Here is a 21,734-nt window from a genome sequence, read left to right as displayed (position 1 = left end):
ACCGGGTTATGATGAAATCCTTTAATCATCCTTTAAGACTCTAGTATTCCAGCAGGTGATAGGATGAAAAAATGGGAAACGGTGAAAGACTCTATGTTTAATATGACAATAGAGAAGGGGATGTTCTATCGATGTCAAAAAATAAACGGCTTCCAAAGAGAAGCCAACAACTGTTTACGGTCGTTCTGGCACTCATCATACTCTGGACTTGCACTGCACCTGCTGTCGTATCGGCTAAGAGGTCTTCCCCAGTCAAAGGAATTGCAATCGCCGCGGGATATTTTCATTCGTTGGCGCTGAAAGCGGACGGCAGCGTAGTCGCTTGGGGAACAAATAATAAAGGCCAATTGAATGTTCCAGCAGTTGCCCAAAGCGGAGTGGTGTCCATCGCTGCGGGATATTATCATTCGTTGGCGCTGAGATCGGACGGCAGCGTAGTTGCATGGGGAGATCATACTTACGGTCAAACGACGGTTCCGGCTGAGGCAGAAAGCGGCGTCGTGGCCATTGCAGCGGGAGCCTATCATTCACTTGCGCTGAAAGCAGACGGCAGCGTAATGGCATGGGGACTTCAAACCAACGGTCAATCGACAGTTCCGGCTTCGGCAACAAGCGGAGTGGTGTCCATCGCTGCGGGATATTTTCATTCATTGGCGTTGAAAGCGGACGGCAGCGTAGTTGGATGGGGATCTAATGTTCGTGGCCAAACGACTATTCCTGCTGGAGCAGCAAGCGGCGTTGTGTCTATTGCAGCGGGAGATACTCATTCCCTTGCACTGAAAGCGGACGGCAGCGTAATTGCCTGGGGGTCGAATAGTCAGGGTCAGAGGATCGTGCCAGCGGAAGCGCAAAGCGGCGTGGTGTCCATCGCTGCGGGAAATTCTCATGCCTTGGCGCTGAAAGCGGACGGCAGCATAGTTTCATGGGGTTATTTCGGTCAAACGACAGTCCCGGCAGGTCTGTCTTCGCCTGTCAAAACGATTGCCGTTGCTGGGGGATTTGGTCATACACTGGCATTGAAATCGGACGGTAGCGTGGTCGCCTGGGGACTGAACGATAAAGGTCAACGAACCGTTCCGTCTGACACTAAAAGCGGAGTGGTGGCCATTACTGCGGGAACGAATCATTCGATGGCACTAAAAGCGGATGGCACGGTTGTCGCATGGGGAACTAGTAGTTACGGTCTAACTACCTTGCCGACTGAAGCGCAAAGCGATGTGGTAGCCATCGCCGCAGGAGATCTTCATTCGATGGCACTGAAAGCGGACGGTACCGTCGTCGCATGGGGATACGGAGGAACTACTGTGCTGGCGGAAGCGCATAGCGGAGTCATATCCATTGCCACGGGATTTACTTATTCGATGGCACTGAAAGCCGATGGCAGTGTTGTCGCATGGATTTCTGGCAGTTTCGTTCCAACAACCGTGCCGGCTTCATTTCAAAGCGATGTGGTGGCTATCGCTGCGGGGTATTCTCATGCCTTGGCGCTGAAAGCAGACGGAAGTGTTGTGGCATGGGGAAATAATGCTTACGGTCAAACGACCGTGCCAACTAATGCAAAGAGCGGTGTGGTAGCCATCGCCGCGGGAAATCATCATTCAATGGCGCTGAAAGCAGATGGAAGCGTCATAGCATGGGGATATAATGCAAACGGTCAAAGGACAGTTCCTGCTGAAGCGGAATTCGGTGTGGCGGCCATCGTTGCGGGGGAACATCATTCCATGGCGTTGAAATCGGACGGCAGCGTAATCGCATGGGGATTTAATAGTTACGGTCAGATAAATGTACCAGGCAGCGCGAATCTGAGCAATCTTGTGATGGATGCGGGTGAGCTGAGCCCGTCATTTGCCCCTTCCGTCACGGCGTATACCTACCAGCTTGTGGGTTCATCTGCCGCCAGCATCGATGTGACGGCTATATTGTCCAACGCGGTCAACTCCACATTGCTGGTTAATGACAAGGAGCAGACAAGCGGCACACCTGTTGCCGTGCCCTTGACCGGAGACATTACGGCAATTTCCGTCCGGGTGGAGCCGTATCTCTTGCCGGGCAAGACGTATACAATCAGCGTGTCGCAGCGGTATACCGTCACATATGACGGCAACGGCAGCAACGGTGGCAGCGTACCGGCAGACAATAACGCGTATAGCCCGAATAACAGCGTCACCGTGCTCAGCAACACAGGCAGCCTGAGCAGGACAGGCTATACGTTCGCGGGCTGGAATACCGCGGCGGATGGCAGCGGTACGTCATATGCGGGCGGCTCGACCTACACCATGAGCACAGCCAATGTGACGTTGTATGCACAGTGGTTGGATAATACCGCTCCAGCGATTACGATCCAAATGAAAGAGGCAGATGAATCGCTGTACGCGAACGATACGTGGACGAATCAAAGCGTGACCGTCAGTGTATACGCAACGGATAACGGCAGCGGACTGGCAACGCTTGAATACTCGGAAGACGGGGGCGCTTCCTGGCTGCCGGTTGTTGGAGAGGTGACTTACAGTGAGGAAGGCATTCATACCCTGACTTTTAAAGCGACCGATGAGGATGGGAATGAAGGGCAAGAAACCAGAACGGTGAAGATCAATCGGAACGGGTTGGTTATCACGATTTCTGCCAACAATCAGAGCGGCAATTCATACGCTTCCGGAGATTGGACGAACGGAACTGTGACGGCGGAGGTCTACGCCACTCATCAAGATGGAATTGCTGTCACAACATTGGAATTTTCGTTGGACGATGGCGCAATCTGGTTTAATTATACGGAACCACTTTCCATCTCGGGAGCCGGAACGCAAATGATAAAGGTCAAAGCCCGGGATGAGGCGGGCAACGCATTGGAAGATGCCCTGACGGTTAAGATCGATCAAACCGACCCGAGCATCGAGTTCGGCACGAACGGTAATGAAACGTGGAGCCTAAGCGGATCAACGTTGGTAACGGTAAGCGATACGGAGAGCGGTTTGAATTTGGCTGCTCTGGCATTTGCTTGGTCGCAAAGCGACACTGTACCGGCAGATGGCTGGGCGCCGTTCACGAGCGGGGCTGATTTGACGAAAAGGGGAGTGGATGGAGACTGGTACTTGCACATTCGGGCACAGGATACGGTCGGCAATATGGTGGGCACTGTATCCCAGCGGTTCAGACTGGATACGTCTGCGGCGGAATTGAACGGGCTTGTGCTTTCGGCGGGTACGCTGGATAAGGTGTTTGACCCATCCACGATGGACTACAAGGCAAGCGTGGCGGACAACGTGAGCAGCATCACCTTAACCCCGGTGACCCTCGACGCAACGGATATCATCACCGTACGTGTCGAAGGCGGGACGCCATCAACGGTGACGAGCGGCCTCGCGAGCGAGCCGCTGGTATTGAACACGGGAGTGAATACAATCGAGATTGACATAACGGCGCTGAACGGGGAACGGAAGACCTATTCCGTCACGGTTACGCGCGCTGCGAGCAACGCCGGAACTTCTGGAGGATCAAGCGGCGAATCATCGGAACCGGTCGGGAAAGCGAGCTTGCGGGTTGACTCGACTGTGATTGAAGCAGTGGCGATTAAGACAGTAACCCGTGCGGATGGTGCTATTGTCGAGCAAGTCTCGCTCGATGAAGAGACACTGGATGAAGCGCTGAATCATTTGAAGGATGCCAAGCAACCGGTCCTCACGATCGAGGTGGACGATTCCGAGCGGGTCGTTCTGGTAGAGCTTCCTGCCGCTTCAATCGCCGCGGGCGCTGAATCGTTCCCGAATGCGATTATCGAGGTGAAGCTGAACCGGGCCAGCTACCAGCTCGTCATCCATGTGCTTAATCTGGCGGGCTTGGCGGAACAGCTCGGCGTCGAACTGAAAGACTTGTTGGTGAACATCATCTTGGAGCGCGCGGACGAAGTCACAGAGACGCAGATTCGGCAGCTCGCCGTTATGGAAGGCTTTAACCTGGCGAGTGAGGTCATCGATTTCAAGGTGATGGTAGAGGCGAACGGTCAGACGGAGGAGATCCGCGATTTCGGCGGGACATATATGACGAGGGCGATCGTGACGGAGGAAGGCGCCGCGAATCGCAACCTGACGGGCGTTCTGTATGATCGGGAGACAAATGCGCTCACGTTCGTTCCTTCGCATTCAGGTACCCGCCCGGATGGTACACAGGAAGTTATAATGAATGTGCCGCACAACAGTATGTACGTTGTCCTGGAATCGAAGGGCAGGACGTTCGACGACCTGAGCGGACATTGGGCTAAGGCCGATGTGGAGCTTCTGGCGTCCAAGCTGATCGTAAGAGGCATCACAGACAGTCAATTTGCACCGGATGCGGACATTACGCGGGCGGAGTTCACTGCGCTGCTTGTTCGCGCGCTGGGACTGTCGCAGAACCTTGGCGGGCAAACTTCCGGCTTCGCGGATGTGACGGAGAATGCTTGGTACATGCCTGCCGTTGAGGCGGCGGTGAACGCTGGCCTCGTGAGCGGCATGTCGCTTGGCCGATTTGCGCCGAATGAGCGGATCACCCGCGAGCAGATGGCCGTGATGCTGGCCAAAGCGCTATCGTTCGCAGGCAAAGGGGGAGCAATGGATAGGGGAGCACCGGTAAAGTTCACTGACCGTGCATCGATCTCTACCTGGGCTATAGATACGGTTGCTCAAGCTGTGGCAGCAGGTATCATCACGGGTATGCCCGATGGCACGTATATGCCTTCCGAACATGCAACCCGGGCGCAGGCGACGACCATGCTGAAGCGATTTCTGCAATATACGGAATTTATCGACTAAAAAGTGACTGTTGTCATTCAGATAGACCGTCCGGTGATTTTTCCGGACGGTCTATCTTCTTTAGTAGAACTACAGATATCATAAGCGATTCGATAGCACCTTCCACTGCGGCACACTATTTCTGCATGGCACAATGATACGGTGAACCATATCATAAGTGAGGCGAAAAAATTGGTGACAAAAGCGGTGTAGAGTTCGTTAATCATATGTTCGTATTCGTTTTTCATTTTCGTGATGCCTTTCCGATCATCGACGAAGCCAGAGGGGTAACTTGTAGTCCAAAAAATGAGAACGAGACATTTCTTAACTCAGGAAAATAGCCTTTTTTAAATATCATTATCCAAAGGCAAATAAACGGTAAATGTCGTACACTCAATCGGATTACTTCATCGTGGATCCGAAGCATTTCCGGCGGGACATGGTGACCGGCCTGTTGATAATTTTCTAGCTTAAGCTGCATAATGGACAGCGGCGTGCGAAACTCGTGAGCGAAATCGGCCACCAATCTTTTTCAGGCGTCCTCGGCTTCCCGCAGGCGAAGCGTCATGTCATTGGATGTCTGAATGACTTTCCCGTATTCGTCTTTTGTTTATACGGGAACGCTAACCCCCAGATCCCCTTGCGCAATGCGTTCGATAGCGGCAATGAGCTTCCGGAGCGGACGCGTCAGAACCCCTGAAATCCATAAGCTGAAGACTAGGCCGGTTACTACGAAGATGACCCATTCTCCAACCCAAAACCACTTCATGTTGTTTATAACGTAAGTTTTCCATCCCTCGACTTGATCTCAAGGTGAGGCCTCCAAAAAAGCTGCATTGATTTCTTCATCGCTAAATTGATCGAACAAGGATTCCAAGTTAGCCCGATTGTTTAAGATATGAGCGCTGCCGACAATAAAAACGAGCAGTCCCATGTAGACGAATATTTTTTTCAAATTAGTTGGTACCCCGAATTATACCTTGAATGAACAGGAACTTGAAGATGTCCTCGCAAAAAGAGGAAGATCTGCATAAGATCTCGACATTTATGGATTAAACTGGATGATGAGGAGCCGCGAATCCTGGTCCCCAATTCAGTTTAAGCCGTTGAAGGGAGAGTGAAATGTGGAATATTTAGTTGCATTAGATGACGGACACGGAATGAGTACCCCCGGCAAAAGAACGCCAAAATTTCCTGACGGATCGTTTATGCATGAAAACGAGTTTAACCGAGCGGTAGTTGCAAAATGTAAAGCTCATTTGGAGCGATGCGGGTAGGTTAAAAGGATTTGTTCATTCCGTGGAAGCAGCGAAAGCGATAAGATATCGGGTCGAGTGGGAAGCTCAAACCTTCACCGTGAAGCTTCTAGCTTCGATAAAATCATTAAAAACCCAAGGAGGGAACTTATGACCATTCAGCCTAAATATCACTGGCAGTTCGACGAAACAGAGGGGGCCGTAGTAACTGACAGCATAAACGGGATTAATGGGAAATTCCAGCGCGTCTTGCGGGAGGGACATGGCCGCATCGGCCATGCCGTCACCATACGCGGCAATGATTCTCATATTCATTTTGGCAACGTGGTCGGCCAGTTCGGGACTGACGATTTTACAGTTGCTTTTGGCATGAAATATATGGACCGCCATGGCGAGGATGATCTCGACATCATCGGCAATCGATCGGTGAGCGGGCATGGTAATTGGTTCTCGTTGAGGCAGCAAAAAGCAAAAATACTGTTTGAAGTCGATGAAGATAACAAAGCGAAAAATTACGCAATTGCTAAAACTAACGACCTTCAAGTGCTCCAGCAAAAAAAATGGCATCATATAGCCGTTGTGAGAGAAGGGCAAACGCTAAAGGTATACATCGATGGGGAGCTAGCGGCGGAAGGCGTATCAACATCAGGTGTTGCCAATATTAACAACGGAAATGATCTGAGGTTGGGCGATTGGAAGAGGGGCGCTGCGGTCGCGCAATACGAGGACCTTCGTATCTACCACACCGCTCTGGGTGCCGCACAGGTGCAAAGCTTGGTGACGCCGGTGAACCGGCGTTTGCGTGCAGGTGAAATCGAGCTGGTCGCGGTTGATGATGCAGCCGTTATTCTCTCGCATGATGCAGAAGATTTGACTCGCTTATCGCCAAATTTTCAAAGGTTAAGGCTTGGTCCTAATACAGGTGCCACACTTTATAAACAAGCCAGTTTTGGCGGAGTGGCCCAAAAGCTATACGCCGACCTCACGGAAATCAGATTCTCGAAGCTGGCCGACTTCCCAAGATCGATCCGTATTTGGTCGGCAGCAGGGCAGCCTTTTACAGGGAAGTGGATCATCAAAGCGCCGAACGGCCAGTACTTGAGCCTGGGGCAATCCTCCCTCACGACAGCGCCCCGTCAATCCGTAAGCGAGCTATTACGCTTCCACTTCAATCCTCGGAATGATAAGCCTCAACTCATTCCGGGCTCCGACGAGGAAAACGCGGATTTTGTCATAACGCCGGGGGCAGAGCCCGCTTTGCTCTTTGTTGATTATTATGACAAGGACCATGCGCAGTTCTTTATTGTCAATGAGGCGCATAATAAGTGGCTGAGACTGAGCGCAGACAACACGTTCAGCTGGACCGAGCAGCAAGAAGAGCGCTCATTGTTCGCCAATGTCGTCAAAATGGCTGATCATGAAGGGCAAGTCGGAACCCTGTCGGCAGGGGAAGTTGCCTTCTATGAGCACCGGGCTTATAGAGGGAAAACGTGGATATTGTCTGACGGTGCAACCAATCTTCCAGGCAGCTTTACGAGCTTTCAAGAATTTCCGGGTCTGGATAATCAAGCGTCGTCCATTCGATTGGGACCAGATACGGGCGTGACCTTATTTGTCAATGAAGACTTCAAAGTCAAGGAAGCCAATAGAGAGAAGGAAATAGAGGATATCGTCGAACACGCTCAAGACCTCAAGGAATCGCAAATCGGGAATGATGTGATCTCCGCTGTCAAAATCTTTAGAACCATCGCACCCGAGACTGTGTTGTCCTCATATACATCCAAGTTAAGCCAGGACTACAGAATGACGGGCGACGAGCTTGAGGAGTTTTCGGCCTATCGAACGATGCTCAAGTTTTCACCTGGCGCTGGCGAGGTGGAAATTTCAGCAACCGATCTGATTCAAATTGAAGTAGAGGGAACTACCTATGTGATAGACGAGGAACGCTCTGTAACGCTTACGCCAAATATAATGAACAGCATTATGATTACCTCCGAAGCCGAGGGCATCGACACCCCCGGATTAAAGATCCGCACCAGCGCGATGGCCGAAAATGAGCGGGTTGTCATCTTCCCGAATCGAGAGGTTCATCGGCAGCTTGCTGAGCTGGAAGACGATGCGCTGTGGAATGCGACGGATGCTAATGGCGACCTCATTGTTGATCGTCAGGCGCATAGCAAGGCAGATGTTGCCAGCGTGCAAAGCACGATCAAGAAGGTGCTTGCTAATGTAACCTATGTCGACGAGGCGCCTCTCAGCATTAGAAGCGGGAACAGCGGCATTCAGTCGGTCAACCGGGTTGTTTCCAGTGATGCCATCAGCAATCCATGGATGCTCAAGTTTGAGGCTGACGGTAACAATAATAAGTCGAATACTCCGAGAGCATTAACTTCCGGCTCGTCCTTAGCTGCATCTCGTATCAGCGAAGAAGAGATCAGCCCGGATGAGTTTACACGGTTGCTGGGTCAGGCTGCTAAAAATCAGGCAACGACTCAAGATCAAGCTCTTGTACGCTCCCGCAGACGCTTGTTTTCACGGATCAAAGATGCGGTCAAAAAAGCCGTGTCTGTTGTGATTGGGGCTGCCAAAAAGGGCTTTCACCTCATTGTCCAGACCGCTGAGGGCCTGATTGAATTTATAGTTGATACGGCTCAAAAGGTTGCGGAGTTTGTTGAGGCGATTGTCGAAAAGGTCGTTAAGGGCATCAAACAATTCATTGAGTTCTTACAGTTCCTGTTCAACTGGGGCGATATTCTGAATACACATAGGTATCTGGTAAGCTCCGTGAACGCAAGCTTTGATTTCGCCGTCCAACTGGCCGAAGATGCGAAAAAGCCCGTCTCAGACTTCGTAGACAACTTGCAACATACCGTGGAAGAAAATATGAACATCCTGGTCCGGACACTGGGTGGTAATCCTTCAGAGGCACGATCTTCTCAGTTTGAGCTTCCAGAAGCTGCCGAGTGGTTTCTTTTCAAGCTGCTGGGCAACTCTCGACAATCAGGCGCCAGCCCGGTACCGGCTATGGGGACGAATACGGGCGGAGGTTCACCGTTAGACCAATACTTCTCGACCTTCGTTCAAGGGGCTGTGGACAAAGAGGACATTCTGCTGCGGGCATTTGAAGGAGTGAAGGACACCATTGAGGAAATCATTGCAAATCCTCTCAAGCCGCAGCAGGCACTGGTCGTTATGATTCAAGCCGTCAGAGATGTCGTCATCCAGGCTTTGGATCTGGTCGAGGATATGGCACTTGGCTTTCTGGATGTTGTTAAGGAAATGGTTAATCTCTTTCAAGATTTGCTTACCCGCGAGATTAAGATTCCTTTTATTTCGAAGCTGTTCGAGCGGATCGGCGCTGGGAAGCTGACGCTGCTGAATCTATCGGGCTTGCTGCTTGCGATTCCGGTCACCATCGTATCCAAGCTTGCCTTTAACCAACGACCGTTTAAGGGTATGTTAACGCCTGATTTCTCGGGTCAAGTAGCAGCAGGATTGGAAGCAACGGAATTAGATAAGTCAACTGTCAAGCGACTGTCTGATGATGCCGGGAACGTTCCTGATCCCGAGAATGATCCCGATCCGTCGCGAGAAAGCGAGATTCGCTCATGGGGGATTGTTGTTCTGGTAGCAGATGCTATTAACGGTTTCATCACTACTGGATTAGATGCCGTCCCTGAAAAGGCCGATGATTCACTTGAAAAAAGCGGCAGCTTTGGGATGGAAGCCGTGAGCATGCTGCTCAGCATATTTAGTTGGCAGGCCAACTTTATCACTAGAGATATCCCCGCGCCTACTGAGGCTGACAAAGATAATAGTGAGCTAGCGCGCTCCGAGCGTATTTTGCACTACTATCGGGGGGCTGTTTTGATATTGGATTCACTGTTTGTATCCTTCGGCTCAGCTATGGATCCCAAAAACATGCAGCGAATGAAGCGAAGAGATCAAGCCATTACCGGGTTTTTCTGGGTGCTCTCCATCGTTGATGCGGGGCTGGCCATACGTTATCTGGTAGCTCTTCCCAACAAAGATAAACCCGGTTTGGAGATCGCAAATGAGACGGTGTCCTGGCTCCCCAATTTGTTGTGTCCCCTGCGACTCACCGGTTCTAAAGGCGCTTTAGCACTTGCCGGAGTAGACTTCGTCGCAACCGTCGTCAACACGGGAATTGGGGGCAAGCTGCTCGCTAACGATCTGGCAGATTTGTAAGACGCTGTGTAAGGCGAAAGTGAAAGGTCTCGACTCGGGCCCGATGGTCTGCTTCGACGTCGATGCCTTCGTCAAGTTGTTTAACGTTCCGACCGGTATATGCCCGTTGCCCGTCCTGCTTGTCGCCATTGGCAAGGTAACCAGGCTTGCCCGAGTGACCACTCGCTTTTCTACGGAGCATACTATCGTTTGAAACGGGTTCGAGCCTGACGCTGCTTTGTGATGAGTTTCCTATACAAATGCAGTCAAAACCAAGTGCCTGTTTAGCACTTGGTTTTTTGCTGAGAACTAGAGGTTGAAATTATCATAAATGATGAAATCAAATTGTACGATGAGATCGTGGAGCATGCGGCATTACTTGGGGAGTTGCCATTTAGGTATCCGTTGATGAAAACCCCTGTTCTTCGAGCCAAAGGTTACCGCGTGCTGGTTGTGCATAGTTATCTGGTGTTCTATGTGGTCATGGGTGATGTGGTGCAGATCAGGCGTATATTGCATGGCAAACGGAAATACGAATTTTTATTGTAATGCAGCCTAGTTGATTCGCAATCGAATCCCTCCTAAATAAGTGAGGCCACTTTAGTTCAAGGATGTTTCGACTAAGCCAGACTTTTTCAGGGTAACTAGATAGGCGGTAACATGTGAACGAAACATTGTTTATCTCAGAAAAGAGTCTTTATGTTAAAGATCATTATTAATAGGCAAATAAACGGTAAATGTCGTACCTTGACCAGGCTCACTAACGACGCGGATGAACCCGCCGTGGGCTCTGACAAAATGATGAACGATCGATAATCCGAGCCCCGTTCCGCCTGTATGCCGTGAACGGGCTTTTTCCACGCGATAAAAACGATCGAATAAGTGAGCCAGCTCTTCGGCCGGAATACCGATGCCGGTGTCGATCACGGAGACACATGTATAGACTGCATTGCGATCTACGACCTTGTCTTGAATGACAACTGAAATCTTTCCGCCTTCCGGCGTGTAGCGGATTGCATTCGTCAACAAATTGATGAATACCTGCGTAATCCGTCTGGCATCGGCCATTACGGTCACCGGCCTTGAAGTCGTAGAGAGGCGAATTTCCAACCCGGTTTCTTCCGCTTCGTATTTCACGTCGTCCACGATTCGTTCAAGGTGTGCCGTCAGATCGAGCGGTTTGCGATCGAGTGATAACCGGCCCGCTTCTGCGAGCGACAAGACGTGAAGATCATCTACAAGCAGGCTCAATCGAATCACTTCATCGTGAATCCGAAGCATTTCAGGCGGGACATGATGACCGGCCTGCTGATAATTTTCCAGTTTAAGCTGCATAATGGACAGCGGCGTGCGAAACTCGTGAGCGACATCGGCCACCAATCGTCTGCGGGCGTCCTCAGCTTCCCGCAGGCGAAGCGTCATATCGTTAAATGTCTGGATAACTTTCCCATAATCGTCTTTTGTTTGTACAGGAACGCTCACCTCCAGATCCCCTTGTGCAACGCGTTCGATCGCGGCAATGAGCTTTCGAAGCGGACGCGTCAGCACCCCCGAAATCCATAAACTGAAGAATAGGCAGGTAGCTAAGAAAATGCCCCATTTCCCAAACCAATACAGCTTCATCTTGCCCATAACGTAAATTTTCAAGATCTCGATTTGTTCCCCGGGCGGGGCATTCAAAAAAGTTGCACTGATTTCTTCCTTACGAAATTGATCGAACAAAAACTCCAAGTAAACCTGATTATATAAGGCATAGGCACCGCCGATAATAAAAACGAGCAGTCCCATGTAGACAAATATTTTTTGGCGTACCGTGGGCGTCATGGTTATACACCGAATCGGTAACCGAAGCCGTAAACCGTTTGAACATAACGGGGATTGGCCGGGTCGTCTCCCAGCTTGCGGCGAAGATTCCGGATATGGGAATCCATCGTTCTTTCGTAGCCCATATATTCGTTCTCGAGTGCGGTTTTCAATAATTGCAGGCGGCTGAAAACCATTCCGGGACGCGCCGCCAACGTGTACAAAATTTTGAATTCTGTCGGTGTCAGTTGAATCTCCTGGCCGTCCTTGAATACCTGACATTTGGCCTCGGAAATGATCAGGTTGTCTCTTTCCAAGAACATCGACTTGTCTTCAGGTCCACGCAAGCGGCGAAGTAAAGCACGGATGCGCGTAGTGAGCTCGCGCAGGCTGAACGGCTTCGTCAAATAATCGTCCGCGCCGATTTCCAAACCGACGATTTTATCCGATTCATCCGATCGGGCCGTAATCATAATAATCCCGCAATGCGAGGATTGTCTGATTTCCCGGCATACGTCGATGCCGCTTTTCTCTGGGAGCATCCAATCAAGCAAGATGAGATCAGGCCGTTCAGACCTGGCAATCGTGAGCGCTTCCTTGCCGGTACAGGCGGTCAATACCTGAAACCCCTCACGTTGCAGATAGGTTTGCATCTCCTCAAGCATGTCCGGTTCGTCCTCCACAAGCAACAATTTCGGTTCCATTCCAATCACATCATTTCAAGGTAGTCTGCTTCTGCTTCCACTCGCGAGAATACACCGTTTACCTAAAATTATACCGTGATCTAGCAGATTCTTGAAGAAGTTCACGCAAAAAAAGAGGAAAATCTGCATAAGATCTCGACATTTGTCGGTTATACTTGCTTGAAATGAGAGCAATTGCCGCGAAAAGGGGCGGATTTAATCGGAATTTCCATTTGGATCAGGAGGAGAAATGATATGCGAATTACGAAGGGGTTGAGAAAGGAATTATTATTGTTCTTATGTATGGTCTTAGTGGTAAGCGGGTTTTCAACTGTTTTTTCACTAAAGGCATTCGCTTCAACCGTGGTGCCTCCAGTACCAATGAATCAACCGATCGAGGCGCTTTATACGGGCACAGAGATTACTTTCCATAATGTGGTAGAATCTAAAATGACCATCTTCGGTGACAAGGCCTGGTGGATGCCTAAATGGCTGGACAGATTGCTGCTAAACCTGGATGTCGAGGGAGATAAGCTCATCGCCGAGCTTAATGCCAAAGAAGGTGCCGCCGCTTAGCCCAACGCTCACTAAGCGCACTGTATACCGGATGCAACTCACTTTTTCTGGGCAGAATTTTTTCACTATAGCAGAAGCAGATAGATTCCTTAAGGAATAGGCGCGGGTCGCTTTCTCGTAAAAGAAGAGGGAGAGTCTGGCCAGATCGGAGAATACAATGGAACAGAATATTTTAATTACAGGAAGTACAGGATTAATTGGTCAGCATATATTGTACGAACAACTACCCGAATACATAAGAGGGCATAAGCAGGGGAAAATCTATTTGCTTATTCGCAGGCAAGAAGGCAGAGATGGAGCGGCATTTATCCGCGGTTTGTTGCAAAATGCATGGACTCCTGATTTTTTACAACAGGGATCTGTCAACCATGCCATGGATTATATACAGATCATAGAGGGCGATATTCGAGACCGTGACTTGGCAAAGATTTTAAAGAAGCATATTCCAGACCGTGTTAGACTCCAAGTGTTTCATAGTGCCGGAAGTGTAAATTTGCATGTGGGTCAAGCAGCAGAACAAGACGTGTTTCACCATAATTTTTTAGGCACACAGTCGTTTCTGCATGCACTGCAAAGCTATGACTGCAGGTTTATGTTTATCAGTACGGCGTTCTCATCGGGTATTCGAACAGGATTAATCGATGATCATCTTCTTCACTCTCCATCCGATGTATATCGAAATCCTTATGAACAATCTAAAGCGGCTATTGAAACGATGATTCAAGAGTATGGTGCCAAGAAGCAGATGACGATTCAAATTGCGAGGCCAAGTGTTGTCGTTGGCCGATTGCTAACCGCCCCTCTATATTATACTTCTAAATTTGATGTGATTTACGGGTGGGGACGTTTCTTCTGGATGATGAAAGAGAAAAATACGGGAGACGGGATAAGAATTCATATCAACCCGAACTCGGGGATGAATATCGTTCCGGTTGATTATGTAGCAAAAGCTTGCTTGAGATTGAGTCACACAAACCGGAGTCAATTAAACATTGTCCAGACCAAATCAATACATCATGCGGAGTATTTATCCCGTATATTGGATGTGGTTGGATTTACAAATTATGCATTTGTCGATAAGAAGCCTATTAACCTGAAAGGCCTTGAGAAAATCTACTATAGGTCAGTAGGAAGTATCTTTAGCCCTTATCTTACAGGACCATGTTACGAATATGATACGTCGACCCTGAATCAAATCATGGTCGATATTCCTTCAATAGATATCCCGGCTTCTATAGAAGCATTGATTCAATTTGCGACTGAGCATCGTTTCGAGGAACAACAGATTCATGCCGCATGGAGTAGAGCACAAGCTGCTTGCCATGGAACGTAGGGTGGAGACGGGTATGTGGGTATAGATGTGAAAGACAGCGGGAGAGGAATACCGGAAGAGGATCGACCTTATAACTTTGAACGCTTTTATCGAGGCAGCAATAAAAAATATAAAACAGGATTGGGATTAGGGCTTCCGTTCTCGCTAATGCTGGCAAAGGTGCAAAATGGATCGCTTTATTTGAAGCATTCTTCGTCCGAAAGTACGGTCGTCACCTTAACCTTGCCGTATAAATAAAATTCCGACATTTTGCCAACACATCTTTTTCATATTCTATTTGTAGTGATGAGAATATGAAAAGGTGAGTATCCTATGATTACAACTCAGAAAGAAGAAAAAGTGAAAACGAAACAGCAGGTCCAAGATATTTGGCTTGCTGAATATAGACTTGATCTGCTAAACAAACAATGGCTTGAAGTACTGATGGAAGGAAACATGGAGTTAGCGGAAAAAATTAAGAATAAACGCAATTTGCTGAAACATGAAATGTTAGTGAGATTATCAAAAAGCCGTCCGGTCATTATGCAAGCCGGACGGCTTTTCTGCTGGCGTTTTTATCTGCTACGAGCCACTCTGGCTGCAGGCATGTCGGGAAGCTCGTTGACAGAGACCACTTCGTTCGTTTTCTTCTTAGGTTTCTTCCAAAACTTCTCGTTGCCCGGCAAATCGTCGAACCAGGCGGCGTCCTTCGGACAGTCGAGCACCATAAATTTGCCGTATTCATCGTCGCGGGACTGATGATATTTCAAATATGCTTTGCCGTCTTCAACCGCGAGTATTTCGATTTTGCCGGACGTATGGCTCATCGACAAGCGGACGCGCTTGCCGAGACCGGACGTTCTGGCTTTCGCCTGCTCCACGATCCGGTACGCTTCTTCGAGCGAAAGCACGAAATCGCGGTTTCCCGCCACCGGCCGGTTAATAAAGAAATAATACGGGGTGACGCCCGCCCACGACAGCCGGTCGAGCAGTTCGCCGAGTACGGCCGGATCGTCATTGATGCCTTTGAGCACCGGCGTCTGGTTGACGACGATCGCTCCCGCCTCGTGCAAAGCCTGGAAGCCGCGCTTCGCCTCCGGCGTTATTTCGCGGGGGTGATTGATGTGGGCCATGACATAGATGCGCTTGTCGGCCGTGGAGTAAGTACGAATCGTCTCCAGCAGCTCCTCGTCCTCGTAGATCCGCATCGGATTAAAGACGGGGATTTTCGAGCCGAGACGGATAATTTTCACATGCTCCATCTCCCGCAGCCGCTCCAGGATCATTCGAAGTTTTGGGGTAGCGAGGATCAGGCTGTCGCCGCCCGTAAGCAGCACGTTATTGATTTCGGGATGTTTGGCGATATAAGCGAGGCCGGGCTCGACGTCGGACATCGCTTCCTTGACGTCGTTGCGGAACAGCCGCTTGCGGAAGCAATAACGGCAATAAGCGCCGCATACTTCGGATACGATCAAGAGAGCCGTTGTCCGGTACTTGTGCTGGCAGCCGGGCACGACATAGTTCGTATCTTCATCGGAGGCGTCCCAGCGCCCGTATTCAGCGAGCTCGCCTTCGTTCGGAATGACCAGTTTTTTGATGGGATCTCGGGGATCTTCCCAATTGATGAGGTTCAAATAATAATCGTTGACACGGAACACGAATTTCTCGGTAATTTGCTTCAGTCTTTTTCTTTCCGTCTCCGGTATGTTTGCAATTTTATCGATATCTGTAATGTACTTTGGCTGTGCCATGCACATTCCTCCCGTTTTTCTAATTTTCGATCTACCCGGCATGCTAGTCAGATCTTAGGGACCGTGTGCTTGCGACTCCTCCCTTCCGTGCTACTATCGTCCAATCCATTCGTAATTTGCCGTTCCGGTCAGCAGAAGATAATGATTGAGGTCAAGGATGCAAACAAGAAAAGACCCCGGGCGAAGAGGAAATGTCCTCCTACTGCGCTCGACAGGGTCTTATACAAATAGAAAAAGACCCTGTATCCAGGGTCATGTGTGCAGAATGAACATACAGAATGACCCCATCTACTGCTGACGAGGTTAGCTGACGGACTCGGGAAAGATGGTTCCCTACGCGGTCCCGATGAACGGACCGGACGATTCGCCCCTAAAGAATGGTTCCCCCGCTTTCCGATTGGAGAATCGGAAATTAAGCGTACTGTTATTGTATTGAATGAAGGACGTCAAGTCAACCTTTTTATCAATATACTCCCTTTTTTTAACAACAAAAAATCGGGTTTGTGCGAATTTGAAACAAATGCTCTCCTTTTTGCTGGAAGCCGGGTACAATTAGTGACATCCAAGCTGTCACTAATATACGGATATAATGGGGTAGTAAGAAACGGGGGAGAGGCGTTGAAGAGAGCAGACCGGCTGATGGCGATCCTGATCGCCCTGCAGCAAAGACCGGAGACGGCCCAGTCGCTGGCCGACAAATTCGAAGTTTCGAAAAGGACCGTTTTGCGGGATATGCAGTCGTTGTCGGAGATCGGCATCCCACTGTATTCGATGACGGGACCGTCCGGAGGATTCCGGATGATGGAAGGGTTCCGGCTGTCGCCGCTGCAGCTCGATTCCCAGGAAGCGCTGACGGTCCTGTTTGCGCTCCGGGCGATGACGAACATAATGGAAACCCCGTTTAACCAGGCCAGATGGACGGTCCTCGACAAGATCCGGTCGGTCCTGCCGGAGGAAACACTGAAGCAGGTCGAGCCGCTGCTCGACAGAATGGAGCTCGAAGTGCCCGTCCGCAAAACGAAAACGCCCCACTTGTCCGCCTTGCTCGAGCATACGGCCGAATCCCGTTGGGTTCATGTGCTGTACCGGTCGGAAAACCATCACCGGCGGCTCCGGCTGTATCCCCGCAAAATTTATACGGCGCACGGGTTCTGGTACTGCGAGGCGTTCTCCCCTCTGCACAAGGAAGTACGCAACTTCCGTGTCGACCGGATCGAGGAGCTGGAAGTGATCGCCCAGCCAGATGAGGGGGGGAACGAACAGCTTCAGAGGGCGGAAGACGAGGAAGCGCCGGCGAAGCCTGCTGTGCGCATCGCCGCCAAGCTGACCTACCGCGGCGCGTTGCTGGCCGAACAGGACTACCATATCGGAGAGCATGTCAAGCAAATAGCCGATGATGAGTGGACGGTGGAATTCGATTGTCCCGCCTCCGAGTGGGATTGGGCGGTTCGTTTTTTCTTTACATTAGGCATGCAGGCGAATGTGCTGGAGCCGGACGAGCTTCGCGCCGGGATTCGCGAGATGGCCGGGCAATTGTATGAACGATACAAGCCAGATTCGGAGCGTAACTCGCTGTAATCAGATCTATTTTCAAAGGAGGCTTATCAAGTTATGACTACCCATTCCATTTTGGACAAAGCCGGATCGTTCCTGTACAGCCATGCGCGGCTGCTGGACCGGAAGCGGTACGAGTATCATTTCGAAGGGGGAACGAAGGAGGCGGTCATCCAGGCGCTCCGAGCTTACCAAAATGCCGACGGAGGGTTCGGCAACGCGCTGGAGCCGGATATTCGCGATCCGCACAGCCAGCCGGTCCCGACCGAGATGGCGCTGCTTGTGATGGAGGAGATCGATTGCTTCGATCCGGCGATGATGGAAGGGATCGCCGGGTATTTGCGGACGATTACGCTTGAGAACGGCGGGCTGCCGCTCATTCGAAGCAGCGTCCATGGTTACGCCCATACGTCGTGGTGGTCGACGGAGGACGACCGTTGTCCTTCGATGAACCCGACAGGCACGGTTTTCGGCCTGCTGTACAAGTATTACGGGGACCAGGCGATCGTGCGGGAGCGGTGGTTCGAGGAGAATGTGCGTTATGTATGGAGCTATATGGAGTCGAACGAACCGTCGGGCTTTCATGACGGCACGCATTGGATTCAGTTTCTCCGGCATACGCCGGATACCGGGCGGGCGGCCGTCTATTGGCGTAAAGTCGATGATTGGCTGGGTGGTCCCGGCGTTATCGAGAAGGACCCGCACGCTTCTGGATATGTGCATAAAGTGCTGGATTGGGCGCCTCAACGGGAAAGTTATGCCGGCAAATTCGTATCCGGGGAAGACAAGCAGATTCATTTGAAGGCGCTCGCCGAACAGCAGCAGGAGGACGGAGGATGGCCGATCAGCTGGCAGCCGCCGAGCATCGCTGCGGAGCAGGAATGGCGCGGGTTTGTGACTGTGGAGCGGCTGAAGACGCTCAAGTCTTACGGGGTGTTGTAAGAAGAGGCAGGCTGCAGGAGAAGGCATCGAAGATGGGCGTATATAGCGTTAATACCGAGGGGACCGGGAGGCTCTCTCGGTTTTCGTGTCTGGGAAAGAAGCACGGATTCTCCGGTCGGGCGTACCGATCACCTTCAGCTTGCAGCGGGTTTCACCGGTCCATATTGCTGGTGAAAGGTGCGACCGCGACGGCAGGGGCGTTTCTGTGCGTGCGATAATCCTTGAAGATTGGACTGACAGCTGTGGCGGATTATACTAAGACGATGCAGTGCAAACTTCCAATGGAGGCGATAGGATGCAAATGGACGTGACAATCGTACCGCTTCATTCGGTCCGTTCTAGGATAAACGAGCTCGCCGAGCTGTTAATTCGTGTCGTGGAGGATGGGGCATCGGTCGGCTTTATGCCGCCGCTTTCAGCTGAGGAGGCGACCCGGTACTGGGAGGGCGTGCCCGGCCCGGATGTGGTCTTGTATGCGGCGCTGGCCGGCGGTCGGGTCGTAGGCAGCGTGCAGATGCATCTGTGTACGAAGCCGAACGGCTCGCACCGGGCGGAGATCGCCAAGCTGATGACGCACCCCGATTACCGCAGGCATGGAATCGGCAGACGGCTGATGCTTCAGGCTGAAGCGAAAGCCGCCGAATTAGGCAGGACGCTGCTCGTGCTCGACACGAGGGAAGGGGACCCGTCCAACCGGCTGTACAGCTCGATCGGCTATACGATGGCCGGTCGGATTCCCGGGTATGCCAGATCGGCAGACGGTGAGCTTCATGCTACGGTGTATTACTATAAAAACCTTGGAGAATAGCCGGTGAAGGGGGATGGGCAGCGATGGAGGAGCCTTCCTCGTGAGAATGGCCTTGGCACCGGAATGTGATGGAAGGAAAGCGTCGATAAATTAGCCAAAAAGCCTTCGGCTCCCGCGCTCCGGGCGGGTCTCAAGGCTTCTTTCGTTGTAACGGGAGCTGCCGGCTTGCCGGGGATCTGTCAACGCTTGGAGCCGCTGTACAGCAGCTTCTTAACATCCTGAACGATATGCTCGGTGATTTGCCGCTGAATCCAGAGGTCGTCATCGATATTGCCGTGCGTTGCCGGTACCGGCACTTCTCCGATGCCCGGGCACTCGACGGTCGTGGGCGTGCCGTCCCAGCTGCGCATATAACGGACGAGCATATTTTGCGCGCCGGGAACGTCCTGATAGCCGCAGGACAGACCGTTTTCGACGGGAAAACAAGGGATCATGCCGAAGCCGGTACACGGGTTGCCGCTCGTCACTCCGTTGCGCTGATACCAGTTCTTGATCATGTGAGCTTTGGGGATATCGGCGGCGTTCATCGTGTTGCCCGGGCCGAACACCGGGTCGATCAGACCGATATAATTGGGAACTTTCGGCGTAACCCGGGACAGCCGGCAAGCCGCCCAACCGCCGTACGAATGGCCGATGATGGCCAAATAGCTTGGATTGCGGCTTCTTTCCTCGATTTCATTGTTCAAATCCCAGATCCACGGGGCGCCCAGCGGATTGCCGTCTTCGTTCTGGTTCCAGCTTCTCCGGAAGACGTTGCGGGCCGGGACGCCGAGTGGGGACAGACGGATGTACAACGTATCGCGCAGCTTGGATATTCCGGGGCTGTTCATCCCGCTGCGTCCGTTGATGCAGATGACGACGACGTCGCCTGCTTTTCCGGCACGGGCCGCGCGTTGGTCGTCTGTTCCTTGATCGGAGTCGGAAGCCGCTGCTGTCGAAGCTTCCTTCCCAGGGGCTGATGCGTAACCTGAAAGGGGATCGGCGGTGAGGCCGGGATGAACGTTGGCGGAATAAGCAGGAAGAAGCGGCCGTGGCGCCGCAGGGCTATACATCCATCTGCCCCATCTAGGATCGTAGTAGTACAAACGCATCCCTCCCCCGAAGTGTGCTACACTATGATATTCACCCAGCCGGAAAAGGTTCCTAGAGGAGTGGCGGGAAGCGGATCAAACGACTGTATCGAAATCGTTCACTACCAACTAACAATGGGTTTTATAGAGAAAGGAGAGGTTCTATTGGAAGCGAAAGTTTGTCTCGTGGCGATCGGGGGGCGTCGCAGGACGAATCGATCTGCCTATTAATTAGCGATTGGGGAATAGAGGTTTGCGGACTGAAAGGGGGAGGTTGTCCCAAGATTTTCCTCGGAAGCCTATTGTTCTTCGCAGCGAGGGCAGATCATTTCAATGACATGTACAAATAAAAAAAGCACTGTCGTTTAGACAACTGCTTCTTTCGGGTCCTGGCTCTTGTCTTTGGCGCTGTCTTCGGTTACTTCGTCCGGCTGGTCGAAAGGAACCCGGTCTTCTTCGTAGTACATTTCCGCAGCACCTCCTTTCATCGTTTCTATTAGTATACAAGCCGACTATTATCGCATCGTTAACGGAGTGTTACGTTATAGTAAAATGTGTGTGATGGTGAGCCCAGTTGCTTCTATACGAAACACGGGCAGGCTACATCATAAGAGTCTCTGGTACCCTTTATTTTCGACCGAATGGGATGATAGAGTCAAATAAAGGCGGTTTGTCCCCCTTATTTCAACCAACCGATGGGGTGTACATCCTTTTCGTCAATTTTAGAAGCCTCAAACCGCTCTTATTCCGTGTCCAGGCGGGTTTTCGTACAAAATAAAGGGTGCAAAACACTCTTATTTTCTCTTTTTACCTTTTAATTACTATTTTGCCTTTTGTTACCTCTTATTCAGCCCCCTCTTAAAACGAAACCTCTGCCATGTTGCCACAATGAATGATCTTACGTACGCGGCGGCTTTTCTAAGTAAAGAGTGTTTTGTAGTAACTACTTAGGTACAAAAAAGTGAAAGGTAAAGAAACTGGAATTAAAAGAGGAATTTACCTTGAAGAGACAAGGAGAGGGAAGAGAG

The 21,734-nt window shown here is 51.0% G+C and carries 14 protein-coding genes and 1 riboswitch; of the genes, 9 read left to right on the top strand and 5 right to left on the bottom strand.

Annotated features, from left to right (window positions below):
- Positions 1-131 precede the first annotated feature (131 nt).
- Positions 132-4,784, top strand: a complete 4,653-nt coding sequence (locus IDH45_RS09575) for an RCC1 domain-containing protein (RefSeq protein ID WP_190926938.1) — start codon at positions 132-134, stop codon at positions 4,782-4,784.
- Between the two features lie 589 nt (positions 4,785-5,373).
- Here IDH45_RS09575 and IDH45_RS33895 read toward each other — a convergent pair.
- Positions 5,374-5,532 (bottom strand): HAMP domain-containing protein, encoded by a 159-nt coding sequence (locus IDH45_RS33895; RefSeq protein ID WP_223836514.1) that lies wholly within the window; start codon positions 5,530-5,532, stop codon positions 5,374-5,376.
- Positions 5,533-6,169: 637 nt separating this feature from the next.
- On the opposite strand from IDH45_RS33895, the gene IDH45_RS09565 reads away from it, so the two are divergent.
- Both IDH45_RS09565 and IDH45_RS09560 read left to right on the top strand, forming a co-directional pair.
- Positions 6,170-10,228, top strand: a complete 4,059-nt coding sequence (locus IDH45_RS09565; protein ID WP_190926936.1) for a LamG domain-containing protein — start codon at positions 6,170-6,172, stop codon at positions 10,226-10,228.
- A 324-nt stretch (positions 10,229-10,552) separates the two neighbouring features.
- The gene (locus tag IDH45_RS09560) at positions 10,553-10,756 is read left to right on the top strand and encodes a type II toxin-antitoxin system RelE/ParE family toxin (RefSeq protein WP_223836513.1); all 204 of its coding nucleotides are present in this window, start codon (positions 10,553-10,555) and stop codon (positions 10,754-10,756) included.
- Between the two features lie 153 nt (positions 10,757-10,909).
- On the opposite strand, the gene IDH45_RS09555 is transcribed toward IDH45_RS09560, so the two are convergent.
- Together IDH45_RS09555 and IDH45_RS09550 are read right to left on the bottom strand one after the other, a co-directional pair.
- Positions 10,910-12,031 (bottom strand): sensor histidine kinase, encoded by a 1,122-nt coding sequence (locus IDH45_RS09555; protein ID WP_190926934.1) that lies wholly within the window; start codon positions 12,029-12,031, stop codon positions 10,910-10,912.
- 2 nt (positions 12,032-12,033) lie between these two features.
- Positions 12,034-12,714: a response regulator transcription factor gene (locus tag IDH45_RS09550; protein WP_190926933.1), complete on the bottom strand. Its 681-nt coding sequence runs from the start codon at positions 12,712-12,714 to the stop codon at positions 12,034-12,036.
- A 234-nt stretch (positions 12,715-12,948) separates the two neighbouring features.
- On the opposite strand from IDH45_RS09550, the gene IDH45_RS09545 reads away from it, so the two are divergent.
- The 3 genes from IDH45_RS09545 to IDH45_RS09535 all read left to right on the top strand — a co-directional run bounded on the left by IDH45_RS09545 (position 12,949) and on the right by IDH45_RS09535 (position 14,839).
- Positions 12,949-13,269 carry a hypothetical protein gene (locus IDH45_RS09545; RefSeq protein WP_190927281.1) on the top strand — a complete coding sequence of 107 codons (321 nt, stop codon included), beginning with the start codon at positions 12,949-12,951 and terminating at the stop codon, positions 13,267-13,269.
- 157 nt (positions 13,270-13,426) lie between these two features.
- Complete coding sequence (locus tag IDH45_RS09540) at positions 13,427-14,602, top strand: SDR family oxidoreductase (RefSeq protein ID WP_190926931.1); 1,176 nt, start codon at positions 13,427-13,429, stop codon at positions 14,600-14,602.
- Between the two features lie 15 nt (positions 14,603-14,617).
- Positions 14,618-14,839, top strand: coding sequence for an ATP-binding protein (locus IDH45_RS09535; protein ID WP_190926930.1), 222 nt, complete (start codon positions 14,618-14,620; stop codon positions 14,837-14,839).
- Positions 14,840-15,156: 317 nt separating this feature from the next.
- Here the strand turns inward: IDH45_RS09535 and IDH45_RS09530 are convergent, their stop codons facing one another.
- Entirely contained in the window at positions 15,157-16,332 is a 1,176-nt protein-coding gene (locus IDH45_RS09530; protein ID WP_190926928.1) for a KamA family radical SAM protein, read from the bottom strand.
- A gap of 277 nt (positions 16,333-16,609) precedes the next feature.
- Positions 16,610-16,761: riboswitch (cyclic di-AMP (ydaO/yuaA leader) on the bottom strand.
- Between the two features lie 189 nt (positions 16,762-16,950).
- Here IDH45_RS09530 and IDH45_RS09525 point away from each other — a divergent pair.
- From IDH45_RS09525 to IDH45_RS09515, 3 genes are all read left to right on the top strand, one after another.
- Positions 16,951-17,910, top strand: a complete 960-nt coding sequence (locus IDH45_RS09525; RefSeq protein WP_190926926.1) for a helix-turn-helix transcriptional regulator — start codon at positions 16,951-16,953, stop codon at positions 17,908-17,910.
- Between the two features lie 33 nt (positions 17,911-17,943).
- Positions 17,944-18,828: a prenyltransferase/squalene oxidase repeat-containing protein gene (locus IDH45_RS09520; RefSeq protein ID WP_190926924.1), complete on the top strand. Its 885-nt coding sequence runs from the start codon at positions 17,944-17,946 to the stop codon at positions 18,826-18,828.
- Positions 18,829-19,123: 295 nt separating this feature from the next.
- The gene (locus tag IDH45_RS09515; RefSeq protein ID WP_190926922.1) at positions 19,124-19,636 is read left to right on the top strand and encodes a GNAT family N-acetyltransferase; all 513 of its coding nucleotides are present in this window, start codon (positions 19,124-19,126) and stop codon (positions 19,634-19,636) included.
- Positions 19,637-19,815: 179 nt separating this feature from the next.
- On the opposite strand, the gene IDH45_RS09510 is transcribed toward IDH45_RS09515, so the two are convergent.
- Complete coding sequence (locus IDH45_RS09510; RefSeq protein ID WP_190926921.1) at positions 19,816-20,721, bottom strand: hypothetical protein; 906 nt, start codon at positions 20,719-20,721, stop codon at positions 19,816-19,818.
- Positions 20,722-21,734 lie beyond the last annotated feature (1,013 nt).

The organism is Paenibacillus oceani, from assembly GCF_014705615.1.
GTDB lineage: Bacteria > Bacillota > Bacilli > Paenibacillales > NBRC-103111 > Paenibacillus_AB > Paenibacillus_AB oceani.
This window is presented reverse-complemented; position numbering and strand designations above follow the sequence as displayed.

Bases quoted from the DNA above. Each gene is read 5' to 3' on its own strand.
- IDH45_RS09575 (WP_190926938.1), top strand. From the start codon at position 132: ATGTCAAAAAATAAACGGCTTCCAAAGAGAAGCCAACAACTGTTTACG.
- IDH45_RS33895 (WP_223836514.1), bottom strand. From the start codon at position 5,532: ATGAAGTGGTTTTGGGTTGGAGAATGGGTCATCTTCGTAGTAACCGGC.
- IDH45_RS09565 (WP_190926936.1), top strand. From the start codon at position 6,170: ATGACCATTCAGCCTAAATATCACTGGCAGTTCGACGAAACAGAGGGG.
- IDH45_RS09555 (WP_190926934.1), bottom strand. From the start codon at position 12,031: ATGACGCCCACGGTACGCCAAAAAATATTTGTCTACATGGGACTGCTC.
- IDH45_RS09550 (WP_190926933.1), bottom strand. From the start codon at position 12,714: ATGGAACCGAAATTGTTGCTTGTGGAGGACGAACCGGACATGCTTGAG.
- IDH45_RS09545 (WP_190927281.1), top strand. From the start codon at position 12,949: ATGCGAATTACGAAGGGGTTGAGAAAGGAATTATTATTGTTCTTATGT.
- IDH45_RS09540 (WP_190926931.1), top strand. From the start codon at position 13,427: ATGGAACAGAATATTTTAATTACAGGAAGTACAGGATTAATTGGTCAG.
- IDH45_RS09530 (WP_190926928.1), bottom strand. From the start codon at position 16,332: ATGGCACAGCCAAAGTACATTACAGATATCGATAAAATTGCAAACATA.
- IDH45_RS09520 (WP_190926924.1), top strand. From the start codon at position 17,944: ATGACTACCCATTCCATTTTGGACAAAGCCGGATCGTTCCTGTACAGC.
- IDH45_RS09515 (WP_190926922.1), top strand. From the start codon at position 19,124: ATGCAAATGGACGTGACAATCGTACCGCTTCATTCGGTCCGTTCTAGG.